The sequence below is a fragment of the Bacteroides ovatus genome (genome assembly GCF_001314995.1).
Taxonomy (GTDB): Bacteria; Bacteroidota; Bacteroidia; order Bacteroidales; family Bacteroidaceae; genus Bacteroides; species Bacteroides ovatus.
The window spans coordinates 5469325-5489380 of sequence record NZ_CP012938.1; the positions used below are offsets into that span (position 1 = coordinate 5469325).

Here is a 20056-nt window from a genome sequence, read left to right on the forward strand (position 1 = left end):
TTGAACTACCCCGACTCTTTATTACAATCATCTGATATAAGGTCAGAATGCTCATCAGATATTGCCTGACTAGGAATACGCGGTAAGGCCTGACGTTGTATGTATAGTGCATAACGTTCTGTTATATGTCTTATGAATGGTTGTAAAATTCGACCTTTCTTGTTTTCTTTAACATCAGAATAAAGTTTTATTGTTATTTCTTGAAATTTAAAGCGATAAAATTTGTTGCCTATGAGAGGTCCTAAAATAGCTTCATTATTTCGTTCTTTGAAAACTCCATACTTATGTTCAAACAAGTCTTTTTCTTCTTGTTGTTTTAATGCTTCGAATTTAATTAGATAAACCTTGTTAGCATTTGAACACTCAATACAATTCTTTTTTTTGCAATCAGTACATTCATGCTCTTTTCGACCTACACAATCACATGTTGGACGAATATTTAAATAATACTTTCCTTTTAATTTATAAATATCACCAGTCATAGAAGAATCCTTACTTGGGTTGAGTTCTAATCGTTGAGCTCGAAGGACATTCAACATTTCATCTTTAGTAGATTTTATCTCACCAATTTTGAACAATTGCTCTTTTTCAATAGATATTGGCTGCATCCGCTCAAATATATTTTGTGTCAAGACATCTAAAAGTTCCTCATTGGGATTGACCGAATCGTCTTCTGCCGTTTTCCATATTGCTAATGGCCAATATTTTGCATTGCCCAATTGCTGAAATGTGTGAGTCTTGGCTCTTTCTACAGCATTTGCCCAAACTTTCAGTACATATATAGATGGCATTTCATCTATCCATGCACTTATCACTTCCATCACTTTTACATTCCCATCACTAATGATATCTGATTTACTTTTTATAAAAATGGGTATATTATCAACATCTATTTTATTATCTTGGAGTTCTTTTTTTATATCTTCTACTCCACTATTACTGAATATAAAAATGGGTAAATAACAATCTTTTAAAATTCTTTTTATAAACTGGAGGAGGGAAGCTCTGGCACTTTTTTCTAATTCTGATGCATGAGGTATAGGATTGCCTTCTTCATCAGATATACTAACGAGTTCCCAATCCAACAAAACAAAGCTAAATTTAGCAATATTGACCAAACTTACATTTGGAACATCTGCATATTTGACCAAAGGGAATCCTTTTGATTCAAGATTCTCAACAATACGAATGATTTTGTCACTGCTATCTTGATTGTATACTTGATCATCGACAACCATTCCAATACCAGAAAAAAGTTCTTCAATATTCATTACGCTCTTGTTTTATAAAATTCACAATGAAGTTAGCACCAGTTAAAATTTCGTCTTCGGTTGTGTCTGCCAATTCAATAGAGTAGTCATTACGCTCCATAAGTTTTCTCGAAATATACAAACCTAAGCCACGCCCCTCTTGACCTTTCCCTGAGTAAAAAGCATCGAAAATATATGGTTTATCTTCATCTCTAATTCCCGGGCCGTTATCAGAAAATATTAGTTTACAATTATTACCATCTAAAGTTATAATCACTATTTTATTGTCTTTTTCTTCTAGCCAATAAATAGCGTTATCCAAGAGATTAATCAACAATTGTAAAAGATCTGCATCAGTGCACTTTGCAACCAATGGGGAGCCAATAATATCTATCTTATATTTAATTTTAGATTCGGTTAATGTTCGCTTGTATATAGCAATGACCTTGTCTAAAATATCTTTCACTCTTATTTGACGACGTCTTTGTTTGGACGATGTAAACAACATCTGCATATCTTTCATTTGATTTTGGATATATGAAAATACGCCATACAATTTCTGAAGTTCTGATGTTAAATTAGAATAATCAAAATTCAAATGTAAAGAATCTTCATATAATGATCTTAACTCATCAACCCCCTTGTTTAACATCATCATTATGTCATGGCTGGCAGTTTCTACAGAGATACCAACTGCTGCTAATGATTCAGTTCGTTCAACTCTACAATTTAAATATTTGTTTTCTGATTTATATGCATTTTCTAATTGCGCTAAAAGAGATAATGCTTGCTTGTTATCTTTTAATTGATTTCGCAAATTAGAAATTTCTGTACCTACTGCATCTCTTTTGACTTTATCAAGTTGAGATTTTTTTTCTTTATCGGACAAATATATCGCATAAGCTCCGTTTCGGACATATGACAAAAAACTCTGAATTATACAGATAAAATCTGTTGTGTAATTCCCTTCTTCAATAAGCCCTTCTCTATTCGTTTTATCTTTCAAATGCGGGTTTCCGAATTTGGTTATTTTGATTCTTCCAACAATTTGATCATTACTTAAAAAATCACCAGCCCGTACTGTTCCACGGCGTACTTCTATTTGTAACCAGTCATCGTCAGGATCACCATAAGGAAGAACACGAATATTATCACGCAATAAGTATATTCTGTGCTCTTTAATAATGGATTTAGCCTCTTTGGGTAGGTAATATTTTGATGTTTCATCTTTAGAGTTCAAATCAAAAACATAAAAATCAAACTCAAAATTACCAAAGTCAGAAACCTTGCGGAATATTTTTGTTGTTTTATCTTGAAAATGATTCCTAAAGACACTCAGCCCCCTCAACGCATCTTCTTGGATACTCACAGATTTAATAATACCATTTTGTTTATATGTGAATAACCCTGATTCTGAAGAATAGTGTCCATTTGTTATTTGTAGGACACTTTGTGTCTCTATTAAATTACGTAAAGTGATGTCGTTTGATTTTTCATCATTAACCAAAGTAGTTCCGTTGAGATATAATCCAATTGTAAAACTGTTCTGCTTTTCATCCGAACTTATTACTTCATTAAATAAATCTCCAAATCTCAGAAAACTATCTTTGATTGGCTTAAGTTTTGCTAAAGACCATGAACCTGATAGATTTGATATCTCAATACGAGTTCCATGAATATTCTCACATTTGTTGAATTTTAAATTATTAACAATAACATCATGCTCCACAAACACATTAGGAGATTGGTCCTCTAATTTAAAATTTAATTCGTCTAAATAGAGCCCTTCATTACCTTCTTTGGCTCCGTCTATAAAATCACTATCATATGAGCTTAAATCAAAACACAAAGTATATTCTTTATTACTTTCGGATTCCCTTCTTGAATTTAAGAGCCAATTTGCGGGTCTAGTTGTTAAATTTACTGTTTTGCCTAGTTTTAGCATAGCGTATCTACCGATACCTTTCTCTCCCTGAATGATACGATTATATTTAGGAGTCCTTCGTTCTGATCCATCTTTAGAAAACTTATTAGGTGTAGCCGGACTCATCCAGGACTTTTCAATCCTCTCAGATGTCATGCCACATCCATTATCTTCAATAATGATTCGAGATTCTGAAGTAATATTTAAAGACTCTGTGAATCCCTCAAAAGAGACCTTAACCCAATCTGCATCTGCATCATAGGCATTTTTTATCAATTCAATAACAGCAATCTGCTCGTTCTTAATTAGTTGATCACCCAACATGGTTAACAACCGTGCAAATGGTCTGATTGTTACATTCTTAGCCATACTAATTACATTTTCTTGCAAAAATGACAAACTCCTCTGAATAGACTTTCCTACAACTGCCTTTAATACTGGCAAATTTCCCATTAGTATCTCGATATGGGGTAAGTATTTTATTAGAAATTTTACGTCTATCTACTTCTATATTGACGAATCCTTCTGCTAACAAACATTCTGTCAAATGCTTCGCATTATCAATCTTTACTCCTTTATACTCTGTATTACCTATAACAAACAGGCAGGCACCTCTAGTATTCAACATTTCAGCTACTTTATGTACAGTTGACTGCATGTCGATGTAATATTGTGCAATAGAACGTGCCTTCCTTTTGTCTATTGAATACATCTTGAATACTATGTCTTGGCCTGTATTGTTTAGTTTTTTCAGGTTTTCATTAAACTCTTTTGAATGATACAAACTTCCTATTGTGCCCTCACGGAGTGCTCTGAAATCATCAGTATATTCAAGCCAAAGCGTTGATAATTGATGTAAATCAGCATATTCATATGAAGTTACGTATGGGGGACTGGTTACAATCAAGTCTGTAAATGGTTTATCAATATTGATATCCAAAATATTATTTCTTATAATATCTGCCTCTCCATATTCTTCATTTATATTTTCCATATTTGCTTTTCGCATCATATTTACTTGGCATATATATGAAGAAAGCACATCCTTGGGTTGCTTTTTAGGATCAATTTGCGGCTTAATTGATTTTGTAAGCCATCGTGAACAAGATTTTAGTATATTAGAAAAGGCACACAGAAAGAAATTGCGATACAATCCGTCATTTGTAACCTGATATATTGCAGACCTAAGTTTTAAAAGGTCATCAATGTGCGCTTCATCAAACCAGTAGCGAATACGCTCATTAGAATAAATGCGATTGCTTTTATCTACGCCACTCGTTTTGTACACAGCTATTATTTGGTCAAAAATATCTTTCAATTGTTTATCTTGGTATACATTACTCTTAGTTTCTGCAATCAATGTTGCTACAGGATTTATATCACATCCCCAAAAATGTTTGCCGCTCCTTACGGTTTCAAATGCTACCGTACCACAACCACAGAAAATATCTGCCACAGTTTTGACTGATATATTGTATTCCTCAGCTTTATGGATTGCTTTTGTAGTAATAAATGCAGGAAATTTAGCTGGATATGCATGTATACTATGCATACGCCTTTCTCGTTCTGCCGGCATATTCCATTCTTCTTTGACACTAATTGTATCAAAGTCAAGAGAGCGATAATTTTCCAGTGTTACATTCATTCTTGCTTTTGCTATTATATACAATATACCAAATATAGGGGCAAAGATACAAAAAGTCCTTGACTAATCAAATTTGCAGGGGAACAATTTGCCCATATGTAATTAAATTACTATTTTTGCGTCTTACTAAAGGCGTTCTTTTGATTTAATGCAAAACGAAGTAAAATACGGAACTTCGCTCGTTTCTAAATCGTTAGCTGTTAAGCTGCTAATCTTTGCAAGTTGTTTGTTTTCAGTATGAAAGAGGATTGGATATGCCTTCTTACGTGAAAAGTCAGATTCTTTGTTATTCTTGCATCTTTAGCCCAAATCTTAAGAAGTTTATCTATATAGCTATTATCCGGTAGCTTGCCAAAAACTAAATCTACATCGTTTCCTTTGGGTGGAAGTTGTTTAAGGGCTTCCGGGCTAATCGGCAAATATAAGATGCTTTTCGTTTTCTTTTGGGTTAATTTTGCGATGGTATTTCCTTTGCTGTCCTGTTGGAAGCTGTTCCATTGTAAAGACCGGACATCGCTAATTCTTAATCCACATAAGCAGGCAAAAAGAAAAGCGCGCTTTAATTTATCCATTCTAAACGGTGTATCTGCTAATCGCTTAACTTCATCTAATACAAGGAATGTACATCTAGGGTCTGCGCGTTGTGGTCTTTCTCCTTTCTCTAGCCTATCCACTGGATTAAATGGTATTATTTCTTCTCTCTCGGCTTTGTTGAGTAATAGATTTAATTTGTTGAAGTAGTTCCATTGTGTCCCCTGCGCTAATGTTCGATCACTCTCTTTTACTGCTTTTGTTGATACTTTGGCGACTTTCAGATACTCGGTGAATCCTGCAAGAAATTTCCGGTCTATATCTTTGAAAGTGATATTTTCACCTTTGTACTTTGAAAGGTGGTATTTTAGTCCTTGCATGGTGCAGATATACCCGTTATATCCTTTTGTGTCTTTAGGTAGGTTTTCTACAAAAGAATCAATATAGTTAATGATATTAGCTTTAGACTTAACAGAGCTTGTTCTAAATCCGTGTTCTTCGTTTTGTAGTTCTACGATACGCTTTGATTTGATGGCATTTGCCAGTTTAAGCGTCTGGGTGTTTTTTTCTTTATCCTCTTTAGTACGTTCTTGGATAATATAGAGTTTTAAAAACTCATAGTCACGCTTTCCATCTGTGTAGATGTCTAGATACAAAGATTCGTTCCCATTTGATAGTTTTTTAGTCCGTAGCCGGATCGGCTCTTTGACTTTAATCTGCTTTTTCATACGTCTTTAATTTGTTACCTGCAACAAAGATAATAGTTTCTTTCTAATTTGAGTAACAAACCAGTAACAAATTAAAGCTAAAGACTAACTAACTAAAAGAAAATAAGCGTACCTTTTTAGATACGCTTTGATGATTGGTAATGTGTTGAAAAATAGTGTTTTATTATCTTGTTTTTGTCTGTTTATTATCTCTTGTTTTCATTGGTTGAAATACTGTTCCGCTGATTACTCGCATGTTAATAAGGCTTGCATGTCAATATTAGTTGCAGGATTCATGATGAATACCTGTAGGATAAACTTTTTCAATTCATTCATTAAAACGTCTTTCTCCGGAAGTATTCCGGTTAGGTGTAACTCATCCCGTTCCTGATTAAACTCCAATTGTTTCCAGGCGTACAATAAATAGTAAATACGGTCTTCTGTGTGCGTACATTCAAAGGAATTGGCCAGAAGCAGATGTCCTCGTTCAAAACAATAGATGTCAATACCGTCTTTGCGTACAGAAGCATACATCTTCTTACTGTTTCCCAATCTGCTTTTTACAGAAAAATAATCGATGAATGGAGTAGATTGAGAATAGAAACGAGCTTCGGGATATTGTTCATTCAAAAAGGTCTGTGCGCTTTTGTCTATGCCGAAGATGACAGCTACATTATTCTTTCTTAGAATATTATAGAGTACCGTTTCGTTTTCTCTTTTCTGATGATTATGATAAAACAGAAGTTCCGCCTGTCCCTCTTCAAATAAGTCTAATGGCGCAATTGTAAAACGCTTGCTTGCCATCATTATATTTACCCGTTTGTAAGGATGATTTAGGAAGTCCGATTCGTGAAAGACCGCCTTTAGATTGGCTGTAAGGGATAGAGATGTGTCTATCTCTTTCTCTATTATTGAAAGCGAATCGTCATGAATCGGGTTATAGATAGAAAAAGAAAATCCATCCGTACTAAGACGGATGGATAAAGTATATTGTTTTGATTTAGTAAAATCAATCATTATTCCCAGTTACCAGCACCATTGTTTGGAGTATCGATAGAACCTACCATCAAGCCGCTATATTTGCCTAGTTTAGAATCCAGGTCTTTTAGGTTGATGATTTCTTGTTTGTCAAGTCCGCTCAAATAAGTTTCGTATGGAGCTTTCACTTCGAACAAATATACTGGAGCACCAGACTTGGCAGTGTCATTTTTCACGTTCATTTCGAATTGAGCACCATTTCCGTGAGGAATATATTTCATAGAGTCGGCATTGAATCCTTTTGGATAGATAGTATCCAATACAGCTACCCACATAGTGTCACGTTTGAAGTTTTCAAGTCCCCATTTCTTAACTTCATCGTATCTACCGGTTTTCTTTGCTTTTTCGATGATAGCCATGGCTTTCTTTTCAGTCAGTCCGTCTTCCAATTGCTTGTCAGTTAACATTCCCATCTTCATAACGAACGGCAATTTTTGATTTTTAACGAAATCAATCAGTGTGTCTAATTTGGGTGCATACATTCCGCGGTGCAGCGAACGGTATTCCTGCTGTGCCTTACGGATGTCGATCAAACGGGCAATGACTGCTTTTTCTCTTTCTTTTTTTGCGTTTTCAAAATTGATAGGACCCATAATGCTGGTGTAACAGATGTAAATCAGTGCAGCAGCACAAAGCACCAATACAATATTAAATACTGTTTTCATGATAAATTATGTTTTTAGTTGTTATATTCGCATCGCAAAAATAGAATAAATAAATTTAAATACGATAGTTCCTCGAACTTTTTTCTCGTACAAAAATGATAAATAACTATTTAGAAAGGCAAATTAAGGAAAATTTTCCTTATCAGCCAACTTTAGAGCAGGAAATTGCTGTAAAATCTCTTTCAGAGTTTCTGCTGTCCACACTGGCAGATGAAGTCTTTATCTTAAGAGGGTATGCTGGTACTGGTAAAACATCGTTGGTAGGGGCATTGGTGAAAACGATGGATCAGCTGCAGCAGAAATCTGTATTGTTGGCTCCTACAGGACGTGCGGCAAAAGTTTTTTCAGTGTATGCAGGACATCCGGCTTTTACTATTCATAAAAAAATATATAGACAACAATCTTTTTCTAATGAACTTAGTAACTTTTCGATCAATGACAATTTAGCTACCAATACATTGTTTATTGTCGACGAGGCTTCCATGATTTCAAACGAAGGACTGTCGGGCAGTATGTTTGGAACAGGACGTTTATTGGATGATTTGGTGCAATTTGTTTATTCAGGACAGGGATGTCGTCTCTTGTTAATGGGTGATACCGCGCAGCTTCCTCCGGTAGGAGAGGAGTTAAGCCCGGCACTTTTTTCCGATGCATTGAAGGGGTATGGACTTGAAGTACGTGAGATTGATCTTACTCAAGTAGTCCGTCAGGTGCAAGAATCCGGAATATTATGGAATGCCACACAGTTGGGGCAATTGATAGCAGAGGATGATTGTTATTCTCTGCCTAAGATAAAAATAGCAGGTTTTCCTGATATTAAACTGGTGCCGGGAACTGAACTGATAGAGGAACTAACTAATTGCTACGATCATGATGGTATGGATGAGACGATTGTTGTCTGTCGTTCCAATAAACGTGCAAACCTATATAACAATGGAATACGTGCTCAAATTCTTTGGCGTGAAGATGAATTGAATACAGGAGATATGTTGATGATAGCCAAAAATAATTACTATTGGACGGAGAAATATAAGGAGATGGATTTTATAGCTAATGGAGAAATTGCAGTTGTCCGGCGTGTTCGTCGAACTCGTGAAATATATGGTTTTCGTTTTGCCGAAGTTACTCTCCGCTTTCCTGATCAGAATGATTTTGAATTGGATGCGAATCTATTATTAGACACTTTACATTCGGACTCACCTGCATTGCCGAAAGAAGACAATGACCGATTGTTCTATACGGTACTTGAGGATTATATAGATATTCCAAACAAAAGAGACCGGATGAAAAAGATGAAAGCCGATCCGCATTACAATGCTTTGCAGGTGAAATATGCATACGCAATAACCTGTCATAAAGCGCAAGGCGGACAGTGGCAGAATGTGTTTTTAGATCAGGGGTATATGACAGATGAGTATTTGACTCCGGATTATTTCCGGTGGTTGTATACAGCTTTTACTCGGGCGACAAAGACACTGTATTTGGTGAATTACCCGAAAGAGCAGGTGGAATAGTTTTGTTTTTTGAATGACTCTTAATCTTTATATGATTTAGAGTTTTAAGGTTACATTGATTATATAATCAGTTGATTTCAATATTGTTGGATTCAAAAAGGTCTTTGAGTACTGGTTGTGGTTTGTTTATAGATGAAAAGAGTATTTTAAGATAAGAGCTAGCATTAGATAAAAATAGATAGCAATAATCCCTTTATTTGACTCTATTCACAGATTTGGAAAGAGTAAATAAAGGGATTCTCTATAAATTATTTCTCTATATATTAATTATTTGTAAACAATAGTAGTTGCATCATTCTTAGTTAACTTTGGTATCACTTGACCAGTCTTTAAATAAAGAGTCTTAATTTTGCTGCTACGATTGGCGTTTAAGTTTGTTAATGCTGGACATTCCGAAGCATCAATTGACGTAACATAATCATAACTTGTATACCAGGAAACAAGACTTAAATCCAAAGACTCAAGTTTACTACTGATGACTTTAAGACTTTCTGCCTCCGAATAAACATAGCTACCTCCTGCATTGAAACTAGTAATTGGATTATCTCCCAAATTATACTCTTCACAAATAGTAGGGCTATTAAATGTGAGTGATGATACCTTATGTAAACCTGAAATATCAAGCTTTTTCATGTTTGAACAATAACCTAAACGTAATGAAGTCAGGTTAGGGAAATACTCTATTCCGGTTAAATCTTTAATCTGGTTAGAGTATGAGGTGTTAGAGAATGAAGTTGCGTTTAATCCTTCTTCAAGAATAATACATTTGGTATCATCAATAGGGAGAGCCCAACCGTTAGATATACAAAGTGCTCGAAGAACGGCATCTGGAATTTCCACAGGGCTGGCGTCCGGATCTTTTTGAACAATAGCAATATCTTTTACTAATGTACCACTGGTTTGGGCAATATGAATTGTACCTCCACGCGAAGCTGGTGATGCGGATAGTTTATAAGTAACAGTAACCGTAGTCAAACCATCATCGCCTTTTTGTGGTTCGGAAATTGATTGATCAGTAATCCAATCTTTCCCTTTTGTTATGGAAATAGCGTAATTGACGTTGTATTTCACTTTAAAAGAGATAGTTCGTGCTGTTAGATCATATGTTAAAGTGTTACTTTCGGTGATAATTGCATCTGTTTGTTTTTGATTAATATCTACATTGACACTTTCAGTAACGAGTGGGCTTGAGATTGTAATTTTTGTACTACGATCTTTATATGTCTTGTTCTCGGCAGCAGTGAATGATAAAGTTACTTTGCCACCGAATTCATTACGTCTATCGAATGTCAGCCACTCTTCACCACCGTCACTATATGTTATCGTTGGGTCGGCCACATTAGTATTAAGTTGAATTCTCACAGTACTTTTTTCTTTAGTAATAGAAAGAGCTTCGTCAGAAAGTAAATCCATTATATATGCAGGTTGAGACTCTACTTGTAGTGGCACAACTGAAGAACCTGTGAAAAACTTGAAGGTTGCAGTACGCTTTTCATCTAATTTGTTAGGATCGATGGTAAAAGTAACTACATCACCATCTTTACCTGAAGTTATTGACGGATGTGCCCAATCACATATTCCTGACAACCGCCAGTTATCGGAGCTTGTTACAGTAACTGTAGCATCCCCTCCATTTTTATCCACTTGGAGTATATTGGTCGATAGTGAGATTGTTGAATTACCATTATTGATTGATTCATCATCATCAGAACAACCCCATAGTAGGAGGGATACCGATAACACTATCATTAAATTCTTAAATAATTTCATATCTATTCTTTTTAAGGTAAAATATACATTAATCAGTTAATAGCTTCACGTTCTGTACTATTCTTTTTATAATAGTAACTTGGATAAACTAATGTTTCATCGTACAAACCTTTACAAACGGATTGGCATCTATATACTTGTGAACCATATAATGATGGGTCAAGTGCGAAGAACATGTAGTATCCATAACCAGCTTCTTTTCTAGAACGCGCTGTAGATTCACTTGAGTTGCCACTGCCTCGTCTTAGTTCTATTGACATACCAGCACACTGTTTCAATGTCATACCGGTACCTGGCCCAGCAGCACCACCATAGTCAGCTACAGCATAATCGCAATACTGACCAGGTTCGATACCATCGATAACTTGGAGACTACTTGAATACATGTTGCCAAGGTTATAGAGCGAGACAATTTTTTCCGGCATGACAGCTTTACATTCATACATTAATCGTGAACCTGCATAAGCTGATGGGCTTGCAAGCCAGGGGTTTGAAAGGTCTGGTGAGTTCGAATATTCGTCATCGAAAGCGACGCCGTCCAGATTATAAGCACGGCAATAAGCTGCCAGTTCCCGGGCGAATTCCCTAGCTCCCATATCCGAAAGTTGAGCGACACCAGCTTCGTCATGATTACCAAGGATGCTGATAATAATTTTCATACCAGCTTTACGCAATGGTTGTAGATACTTATCATTATTGTCGAGCAAGAATTGAACATTTTCATTGTTCGCTAAATATACTCGTTGTTTCTCTGGATCCCAATTGATATTAGCAGCAAAAAGTACGATATGGTCGAAAAAATATTTACCACTTTCAGTCAGAAACTCAAGGGCATTGAGCGGGTTAGTATCATTAACTTCGAAATAAAGAACTGTTTGTACCGCATCTTCTCCTTTGTTAGTATTAGGTTTGTTGCGATAATCTTGAACGAGAAGCACCATATGCTTGGACGTTTCAGTAAATGTTACTCCTTCAGTAGAAGATGTTACTGTCAAAGGTACTATGTAGGTTTTATCCTCTTCCATTCCATCAAACGCAGTCAGTGTAACTTTCACGCTTGGGGTAACTTTATCATCTGGGGCAAGTACAAAAGTACCATTATTTGCGATTTTCACATTAGCGGCAGGAAACACTTCGAAATCCGTTTCATGGATAGTGTTGTATATAGCTGCATATGATTCCTCGACAGCTATTTGAACATCTACTCCTTTTTGAGGTAGTTTAGAAAGACGGAATACCACATTAGTGCTATATTCATTATTTCGGAGCTCGATTACCGAACTGTTTTTATTCGTATTTTCGTCCAATAATAATCCGCTCAGTTGAGTCGATGCCAAATAAGAAGATTCATCTATCTTGTTTCCTATTTCAATGTCTTCCTCACAAGATGTGAAGGTTGCCATAGTGAACATTACCACTGGCAGGAAAGCATATTTGATATTGTTTATCATATTCATATTCAATTCTTAGTTAAATGATTTATTATTGAGGCAATGAAACAGATTCCCATTTAGGTTCTTTTTCGATTGTCAAATCATAGCCACTCACGCTGTAATCTTTAGCTACTGTACCCGAACCTTCGTCGAATTTCCAATATGCAATGAGCCCTTCCGATTCAGGTTCTATTGTGTAGAAGTGATTTGTTGCCTGAATTTCTTCTGCTGTTAATGCACGATTCCAGATTCGTACTTCGGAAACGACGCCATCAAAATAGCGGTCATCTTTATAGGAATAACCTACCCAGAAACAACGTGAGCCGTCTTCCTCATTGGTATGTTTAGCACCAAGACTAACAGAACTCTTTCCCGTTGAACCGGAAAGCTTTTCTACGCCATTGATATATACTTTGACATTACCTTTATTGAATGCGACAGCTACATGATACCACTTGCCACTTTCAAGTTGAAGGTCTGCGCTTGTACAATTGTTAACAGAAGTAGCTACTTGAAGTTGGTTATTCGGAATGGTTGCGTCACCGATACGGAGCAAATAATTGCTTTCGATACCCATCAACGTGTTCAGAGTATTAGGGAATGAATTGGCCTTGAACAGTATCTCCATCGTATTCTCCGTTAGATTATTGAATTTGGAGTCATTCTTGAAGTCCGGATAAGCACGATTACGACTGATATTACATACCACATTAATAAGTGATGCTCCGCGGAATACATAATAATATGTCTTAGCACTTTGCAAAACGCCGATTCCTTCCACTGATTTAATAGTGACTGGAAGCACATAAGTGGTTTTGATATCAAGTTCTCCTGTATTAATGAATTCAATAGGCAATTCTGGACTAACTATACTACCTGATTTGATGGTAGTCGAAGTTTCTGGCATTGAATAATGTTCTTCAGAAAGAAGTACTGCAGTTTCATCGTAATATGCCAGTTTATAAGTTGATAAAAGTTCGGGAGCAGGTGACATAGTCACTTTGATATCATGTTCTTCAGGCTTTGCTATGGCTACTGAAAGACCAGTTTCTACATTTGTATCACCAGCTTTGAACAGTATTTCCTTAGTAAAGTTCGATGCCGAAATGAAGAGTTTATTGTCATAATGCTGTTCATTTTCATCGTTGTTCTGGCAACCGGCAAGAATTATTGAGAAACCGGCAAGAGCTGTAAATATTAAATTGTTTAATTTCATAAGGCAGTTTTTTATTTAACGGTTGGACTCAATATACTTATAGCTTCTTTTAAGGTTGGGTATACATTGCTGGCATTAAAATAGTCTTTTTCCGCTGCATCAATTGAAATTCCAGCTTTGGTGTAGTCAGGCGTCTTTGCCACTGCCCATTGAGCAGCTCCAATGATGGCAGATGAGCCATCTCCGAGTTCACCATTGTAACTCCCCGAATTGGTAAGATAAGGCGTTGTTACTCCCATGATGAAGCGGTCGGTTGGTACGTTTTTTGCTGATGCCATGAGTATGAGATAAGACATCTCGTATTGGTTTTTTGCTCCATGCGCATTGACAATGATGTATTTACAATCAGAAAGCAGACTTTTACCAATAACGTTCTGCGGGTAACCTTTGAAAAGCAAGTCCTTATTAGTATTCGCAACTTTCCAGTTAGCTACCGCGTCAAAGAATGCTCCTTGACGTGCTGTTTCAGCGGCAATTTCATTCTCTTCAACAAGCGAATTGAGGTCGAAGCCTGTATAATTCACTACAATTCCATCTACATCTAAAGCGTTACTTGCGGCGATTTGTTTAGTGATCTCACTTTTGCAGTATTCAATAAAACGTGTTGCATCGTCGACAGTCTCTTCTCCTTCTTCTCCATTTTCTGTTTCATCAGATTCGGGATTAGGTACAGCGTTGGCTGCTTCTTCTTCAAGAATCTTTTTCCATGCACTTTCTATAGCATCGAAATCAACTAATCCCAATACTTTTGTACCCAATCGACGTACTTCCTTCATCTCAGATATATTTGCCTGATTTACTTCCATTGTATTGTTTAGACAAATATAGTCGAGACTGTCAGGCATATCAGTAAGATGTTGACTGCGTGAGGTTGTTACAGTACTTACATTATTAACTGAAACAATTACTACCTGATGGTCTGTTGCTTTAAAGTTGTTGAGAGATTCCAGGTATTGAGCATAAAGTTCCGGATTTTGTTCCTCCATAGAAGGAGTATGTATATTGATGCTTTCTGGATCTGTCCAGTCAGAACACGAGAACTGCATCATAGAACATGCCAGCATTACAGGCATGAGATATTTTATTTTTCTTCTCATATATGCTATAATTAAGGTAATTTTATTTGTATAATTTAATATACTAAGTACTCTAAGTACTTGGTATATATTTTTATTTTTTGTTACTCATTGGTTGATTTATTTACAGTCCCACCATACGTGAGTTGCCATCGTATCTCCTCTTTTAGTCTTGGACTCTTGTGTCAATGTCGCAACTGCTGCTTCTACGCTTTCTCTATTTTCACGATATTCATCAGTTGGATATGGCATGCGTCGTGCACCTTCCGCATCATTAACAATTCCTCCACTTGCATTTGCTGCCATTGGCATTAATTTAGGATAGCCTGTACGACGGTACTCAGTCCATGATTCCATACCATTTGGAAAGTTTGCAATCCATTTTTGAGTAATAATCTGTTCTAAGCTTTTTTCAAAATCACCTCCAGACCATGCCACAGTTACATTTGTATTAATAGCTCCAGAGTAATCATAAGTTTGGGCACTTTGTCCTTTCAGTGGATCTTTATATGCTTCTACTTTTCCCGTACTTGCAAGATAATTTTCGACTCCACTGGTAATTCCGTTTTCTTCAAACGACAAACGGATTCCTTCCTCATAGAAGTCTTTAGCTGTTCCTCCCATGTTCCAGTTACGAAGAGCTCCTTCAGCACGCAAGAAAGCGACTTCTGATGCACGGAACACAACTATATTATCACTCGTAGTGACTTTCATACAAGAAGAGCCTTGTGACCAGGAGTTATATTGTCCTTGCAGAATACCCCGACGTAAACCTACATAACTTTCTTCTCCAGTATATGCATTTCCCGACACGGTGCCAAAAGTACTTTTATCATAATATGCTTCGCGACGAGGATCGTTGTATGCATTCATGTAGCAGGTTAAATCCGCTGAAATTCGTGCATCTGACCATAGTACCATAAAACGTTGCCATGGATTATGATCGGCAACTTTACGATAAGCGCCATCAGTTGCAGCAGTCATAACACCTGCTGCTACAGCTTCTTCAGCCAATTGCTGTGATGTTTTTCCATTCACGTTAAATCCTGCTACATAGCAAGTACGCATCGCCATTCTTAGCTTCAAAGAGTTGGCAAACTTATACCATGCTGATGTATTGCCATTATAAATTCTATCAGCACTTGAGCTGAAGCTTTGGTTGCCAAACTTTCCTAATACTGTAATAATATTATCCAAATCTTCTAGCATTTTGGCATAGACAGCTTGCTGAGAATCATAAGGGGATTTGATCGCATTAGCTGCACCTACTTTTGAATAAGGGATGGGACCATATGTATCTGTTACACGTAACATTACGACGATACGATATAACTCGGCCAACGATAAGAAAAGTTCATCATCGCTTTGATTTTTCAAATTGAAGTAATCAGGATAAAACTTTGAATAAAAATCATTGAATGGAATTTTTTTCCAATCGTCTGAAGGATTATAAGTTGCGTAACGACCAGACCAGCCTGTACCCAAATTGGAGTCTGCTACATATCCCGAAAATGCTCCTGCCATCAAACAGTCTACATATTGAGAAAAGTTCTCTTGTTCTGGCATCATCAAATCTTGTAAATTAAGAGCTAATGATCTTACCAAATACCAATCTACTCCCATGTCATTTTGGTCTGGTTCATGAGGATTTTTATTGTAATCTTCAAAGTTTCCTGTACATGCAGTTGCACCGAAAAGAAACATACCAGTGGCTATAAACTGTATTATTGTATTTTTCTTCATCTTTTCCGTTTTTAGAATTTAAGTTTCAAATTGAATCCTACGCTACGAAGGCTAGGCATCATAAAGTAATCAATTCCCTGGTAATAGTTACCTGTAGTGGCTACAGATTCAGGATCGAAAGGAGCCTTGCAATAAATCATCCACAAGTTACGACCTACCAGCGAAAGAGTGATATCCATAATATTTTTCAATTTCTTTCTTGGGATAGTGTAGCTGACAGAAGCTTCTTGCAGACGTAAATTGGTAGCACTATAAGTGTAATATTGAGGAATACCGCTGTCGGCACCAACCACTGTATACCACTTTTGCGCGTCAATCATATCGTTGCCGTTTATCACGACTCCACCATTATCACGAGCTGCTGCTGTAGCTTCGGATACACCATAGGAGTCAAGAACGGCTTGAGTCGCAGAGTAAACGACTCCTCCCAAACGGGCAGTAAGAAGGAAGCCAAGTCCCCAGTTACCATATTGAAAGTCATTGCGCCATGCCATATTAGCTTTTGGAAAAACAGATCCTAAATAAATATCATCAGCTTTGTCATTCACTGCTACATTTCCATCGGCATTTACATAAATCTTATTATTTGAATCTCGAAGCAAGTCAGACTGTGAGTAGAGATCACCTAAAGATCCACCTACTTTTAGAATGAACCGTGCCTTTGATAAACCACCTACATCCATACGGTCTTTTGTTATTTCTTCACCGGTTACAGGGTTTATGTAACCATCAATCAGGCTTAAAATCTTGTTTTTATTGGCACTGAATGTGTAGTTAGAACTCCATGAAAACTTGTTCCATGTATTCTTGTAACCAAGTGAAAGTTCTACACCACGGTTACGTACGTTACCAGTCTGCGCATAGAATGTACTATAGCCTCCTGTTGGAGAAAGCTTTGCATCCATGGTTTGATTGTAAGTCTTGGTATTATAGAATGAAACATCAAAATTGAAATGTTTAAGGAAACGTGCAGTAAGACCTACTTCCCAAGAATCTGTACGTTCCGGTTTCAAATCATACAATGGATATGCAGACTGAGAAGAGTATGCTCCTGTTGAAGTATTCCATGAAAAAGTTGGATAAGCAAGGAAGCGTCCAAATGGTAGACCTACGGATGCCCAAGAAGCACGTAGTTTTAAGTATGAAATACTTTCAGGTAATTTGAAAAGTTCAGACAAAACAACAGAGCCTCCTACTGACGGGTAGAAAAAAGAAGACTGTTTTGAGTTCGGTCCCGCTAATTGACTTGGCCAATCATTACGTCCGGTAAGAGTCAAGTAGTAAGTACTTCTATAACCAACTTCTGCAGATGCAAATATAGATTGTGTTTGTTCACGATAACCAGTTTCTTCACGTTTCCCAGTTTCTTTATCCAATTGAGCAACTGTGAAAAAGTTAGGAAGTCCATTCGCTGCAATTGGTCCACTAACGGCAAGAGCTTCAGAACGATTGTCTGAATAAGATGCTCCGATATTAGCTGTTAAACTCCAATCCTCGCCAAATGTTTTATTTATATTCAACAATAAGTCTGCATATGTTTGCTTGTCACGAGTGTTTGTTACACCATAAAAACCATTTTCACCTTCAGCAATAGTTGCGATGGTAGAGGCATAGTATTTTTGTGTATATGTGTTGTATGAATTATCTAGACGTACACGTCCAGCTACGTTCAACCAACTTAGAATATCGTAACTTAAAGCTGCACTCAACATATAACGATCTTTGTCATTTTCACGCAAGTTACGATAATTAATCCAGTAAGGATTTTGTAAACGGAACGATCCCCCTCCTTGAGGCCAATATTGCGTATACATATTACGCTCTAAATCATAACGTTCGTACATTTTGTAATCTTCCCAGTCATTTCCACGCGGAAACAGGTAAGCAGAAGACAATGGGTTTGCATAAATACCTTGATTCACCATATTACGGTCTTTCTGCATAATATATTGAGCACCAACATCCAGTTTCATCTTATCTTCTAGAAAAAGAGTGGTGTTCCGGAATGTAAAGTTATAGCGGTCGTATTTGTTATTTGGAATAATGCCACGCGAATTAACGGCTGCGGCAGAAAGATATGTCTGATTGTGTTCAGTACCAGTAGAAAGTGTTACAGATTCTGTTCCAATAAGCCCAGTCTGAAAATAATCACTTGCAGGATCGTATCCGCGGTAATTAGCTTCATTCAATCTTTTACCCCAACTAGCATCTGTTCCAGAAGTTCCATAGCGATTCTGAAACTGTGGCATGACGAATGGAGATAACATTTCTGTATTACTAGATACGGTCAAGGCTACACGACCCACTTTTCCTTTTTTGGTTGTAATCACAATAGCACCATTAGATGCATTGCTACCATACAATGCGGCAGCAGCAGCACCAGACAAAACTGACATTGATTCAATGTCATCTGGGTTTATATCAGCTATAGCTTCTGTAGAGCCTTGCGATTGCATCTCTTCAGAACCACCAGAAGCGCTCAGGTTATACATTGGAATACCGTCGATAACATAAAGAGCATTAGACGATTGTTCGATACCCCTGGAGCCACGCATAACAACTTTACTTGCACCACCAATACCAGAAGAAGAAGAGTTGATATTTAAACCCGCAACCTTTCCGTTCAGTGAATTAATAAAGTTCGCATCTTTTACAGCTAAAGCTGATTCTGCATCGACCTGTGTGACATTATAACTCAAAGCTTTCTCTGAACGCTTAATACCCAAAGCTGTAACAACTACCTCGTCAATCACTTGGGTATCATCCATCATCGTAATATTAATGGCTGTCTGTCCTTTCAAAGGGATTTCTTGTGTCTTATATCCGATATAAGAATAAACAATAACTGGGTTATTGCTTTTTGTCACAATTTTGTAGTTACCATCCAAATCGGTAATAGCTCCGTCTGTTGTTCCTTTCACTAAAATGCTAACACCAATCAATGGTTCTCCTTTAGCATCTACAACTTGTCCGGTTATAGTACGTTCTTTCCCGCTTTGTTGTTGTAGTGAATCGGAATTTTCTTTTTCTGATAAATAAATTATATTCTCTTCTATTTTATAAGAGATATCTTTATTTTTCAAAAGTGTGTTTAAAACTTGCTCTAAAGAAGCATCTTTTACTTTTAAAGGTTCAACTGTGACAGTTGATAGCTTGTCATTGTAGAAAAATTGGTACTTTGATTGTGATTGAATTTGTTTAATTACAGTTCCTAAAGTTGTACGGGGAGTTGATAAGGTCAACTGTGCCGCAGCCCATTGTACAGGAACTGCTATCAACAAAAGAATCAATAAAGCTCGAAATAACTTCGACTTTCGAAGCGAATGTTTGCTTTCCATACATTTAATTTAATGGTTATACATTTTATTAAACTCAAAAAGAAGAGTGTCGACTTTCCCTTCCTTTGTTAATAAAACAATGCTAATATAATAAACACTTAGTCCATTTTCTCTTTTTTTCGAAAAAAGTAAGAAATATCTGATATCTCCTTGAATAACCTATATTTAGAATTTACCAAGTACTTAGAGAACTTGGATGAAAATAA

General features: G+C 36.6%; 13 protein-coding genes. 1 reads left to right on the forward strand and 12 read right to left on the reverse strand.

Annotated elements, in window-relative coordinates:
* Positions 1 to 5: 5 nt before the first annotated feature.
* The 6 genes from Bovatus_RS20820 to Bovatus_RS20845 all read right to left on the reverse strand — a co-directional run bounded on the left by Bovatus_RS20820 (position 6) and on the right by Bovatus_RS20845 (position 7760).
* Positions 6 to 1271 carry a hypothetical protein gene (locus Bovatus_RS20820; protein ID WP_004301358.1) on the reverse strand — a complete coding sequence of 422 codons (1266 nt, stop codon included), beginning with the start codon at positions 1269 to 1271 and terminating at the stop codon, positions 6 to 8.
* Complete coding sequence (locus Bovatus_RS20825) at positions 1261 to 3543, reverse strand: ATP-binding protein (protein ID WP_016272703.1); 2283 nt, start codon at positions 3541 to 3543, stop codon at positions 1261 to 1263. The genes Bovatus_RS20820 and Bovatus_RS20825 overlap by 11 nt, the downstream gene beginning before the upstream one ends.
* A 1-nt stretch (position 3544) precedes the next feature.
* Positions 3545 to 4819 carry a DNA adenine methylase gene (locus Bovatus_RS20830; RefSeq protein WP_004301360.1) on the reverse strand — a complete coding sequence of 425 codons (1275 nt, stop codon included), beginning with the start codon at positions 4817 to 4819 and terminating at the stop codon, positions 3545 to 3547.
* A gap of 200 nt (positions 4820 to 5019) precedes the next feature.
* Positions 5020 to 6078, reverse strand: a complete 1059-nt coding sequence (locus tag Bovatus_RS20835) for a site-specific integrase (RefSeq protein ID WP_004301361.1) — start codon at positions 6076 to 6078, stop codon at positions 5020 to 5022.
* A 225-nt stretch (positions 6079 to 6303) separates the two neighbouring features.
* Complete coding sequence (locus Bovatus_RS20840; RefSeq protein WP_004301362.1) at positions 6304 to 7074, reverse strand: DUF3822 family protein; 771 nt, start codon at positions 7072 to 7074, stop codon at positions 6304 to 6306.
* Positions 7074 to 7760, reverse strand: coding sequence for a hypothetical protein (locus Bovatus_RS20845; RefSeq protein WP_004301363.1), 687 nt, complete (start codon positions 7758 to 7760; stop codon positions 7074 to 7076). Before Bovatus_RS20845 ends, Bovatus_RS20840 begins: the two co-directional genes overlap by 1 nt.
* Before the next feature lie 95 nt (positions 7761 to 7855).
* On the opposite strand from Bovatus_RS20845, the gene Bovatus_RS20850 reads away from it, so the two are divergent.
* The gene (locus Bovatus_RS20850; RefSeq protein WP_004301364.1) at positions 7856 to 9274 is read left to right on the forward strand and encodes an ATP-dependent DNA helicase; all 1419 of its coding nucleotides are present in this window, start codon (positions 7856 to 7858) and stop codon (positions 9272 to 9274) included.
* A 267-nt stretch (positions 9275 to 9541) separates the two neighbouring features.
* On the opposite strand, the gene Bovatus_RS20855 is transcribed toward Bovatus_RS20850, so the two are convergent.
* The 6 genes from Bovatus_RS20855 to Bovatus_RS20880 form a co-directional block, all read right to left on the reverse strand.
* Positions 9542 to 11044, reverse strand: coding sequence for a BACON domain-containing protein (locus tag Bovatus_RS20855; RefSeq protein WP_004301365.1), 1503 nt, complete (start codon positions 11042 to 11044; stop codon positions 9542 to 9544).
* 32 nt (positions 11045 to 11076) lie between these two features.
* Positions 11077 to 12501 (reverse strand): BT_3987 domain-containing protein, encoded by a 1425-nt coding sequence (locus Bovatus_RS20860; protein ID WP_004301366.1) that lies wholly within the window; start codon positions 12499 to 12501, stop codon positions 11077 to 11079.
* A 25-nt stretch (positions 12502 to 12526) separates the two neighbouring features.
* Positions 12527 to 13693, reverse strand: coding sequence for a DUF1735 and LamG domain-containing protein (locus Bovatus_RS20865; protein WP_004301367.1), 1167 nt, complete (start codon positions 13691 to 13693; stop codon positions 12527 to 12529).
* Between the two features lie 11 nt (positions 13694 to 13704).
* The gene (locus Bovatus_RS20870; protein WP_004301368.1) at positions 13705 to 14790 is read right to left on the reverse strand and encodes a glycoside hydrolase family 18; all 1086 of its coding nucleotides are present in this window, start codon (positions 14788 to 14790) and stop codon (positions 13705 to 13707) included.
* Positions 14791 to 14889: 99 nt separating this feature from the next.
* Entirely contained in the window at positions 14890 to 16512 is a 1623-nt protein-coding gene (locus Bovatus_RS20875; protein ID WP_004301369.1) for a SusD/RagB family nutrient-binding outer membrane lipoprotein, read from the reverse strand.
* An 11-nt stretch (positions 16513 to 16523) separates the two neighbouring features.
* Positions 16524 to 19850 (reverse strand): TonB-dependent receptor, encoded by a 3327-nt coding sequence (locus Bovatus_RS20880; RefSeq protein ID WP_004301370.1) that lies wholly within the window; start codon positions 19848 to 19850, stop codon positions 16524 to 16526.
* Between the last annotated feature and the right edge of the window lie 206 nt (positions 19851 to 20056).

Bases quoted from the DNA above. Each gene is read 5' to 3' on its own strand.
- Bovatus_RS20850 (WP_004301364.1), top strand. From the start codon at position 7,856: ATGATAAATAACTATTTAGAAAGGCAAATTAAGGAAAATTTTCCTTAT.
- Bovatus_RS20870 (WP_004301368.1), bottom strand. From the start codon at position 14,790: ATGAGAAGAAAAATAAAATATCTCATGCCTGTAATGCTGGCATGTTCT.
- Bovatus_RS20835 (WP_004301361.1), bottom strand. From the start codon at position 6,078: ATGAAAAAGCAGATTAAAGTCAAAGAGCCGATCCGGCTACGGACTAAA.
- Bovatus_RS20875 (WP_004301369.1), bottom strand. From the start codon at position 16,512: ATGAAGAAAAATACAATAATACAGTTTATAGCCACTGGTATGTTTCTT.
- Bovatus_RS20845 (WP_004301363.1), bottom strand. From the start codon at position 7,760: ATGAAAACAGTATTTAATATTGTATTGGTGCTTTGTGCTGCTGCACTG.
- Bovatus_RS20820 (WP_004301358.1), bottom strand. From the start codon at position 1,271: ATGAATATTGAAGAACTTTTTTCTGGTATTGGAATGGTTGTCGATGAT.
- Bovatus_RS20830 (WP_004301360.1), bottom strand. From the start codon at position 4,819: ATGAATGTAACACTGGAAAATTATCGCTCTCTTGACTTTGATACAATT.
- Bovatus_RS20855 (WP_004301365.1), bottom strand. From the start codon at position 11,044: ATGAAATTATTTAAGAATTTAATGATAGTGTTATCGGTATCCCTCCTA.
- Bovatus_RS20825 (WP_016272703.1), bottom strand. From the start codon at position 3,543: ATGGCTAAGAATGTAACAATCAGACCATTTGCACGGTTGTTAACCATG.
- Bovatus_RS20865 (WP_004301367.1), bottom strand. From the start codon at position 13,693: ATGAAATTAAACAATTTAATATTTACAGCTCTTGCCGGTTTCTCAATA.
- Bovatus_RS20860 (WP_004301366.1), bottom strand. From the start codon at position 12,501: ATGAATATGATAAACAATATCAAATATGCTTTCCTGCCAGTGGTAATG.
- Bovatus_RS20880 (WP_004301370.1), bottom strand. From the start codon at position 19,850: ATGGAAAGCAAACATTCGCTTCGAAAGTCGAAGTTATTTCGAGCTTTA.
- Bovatus_RS20840 (WP_004301362.1), bottom strand. From the start codon at position 7,074: ATGATTGATTTTACTAAATCAAAACAATATACTTTATCCATCCGTCTT.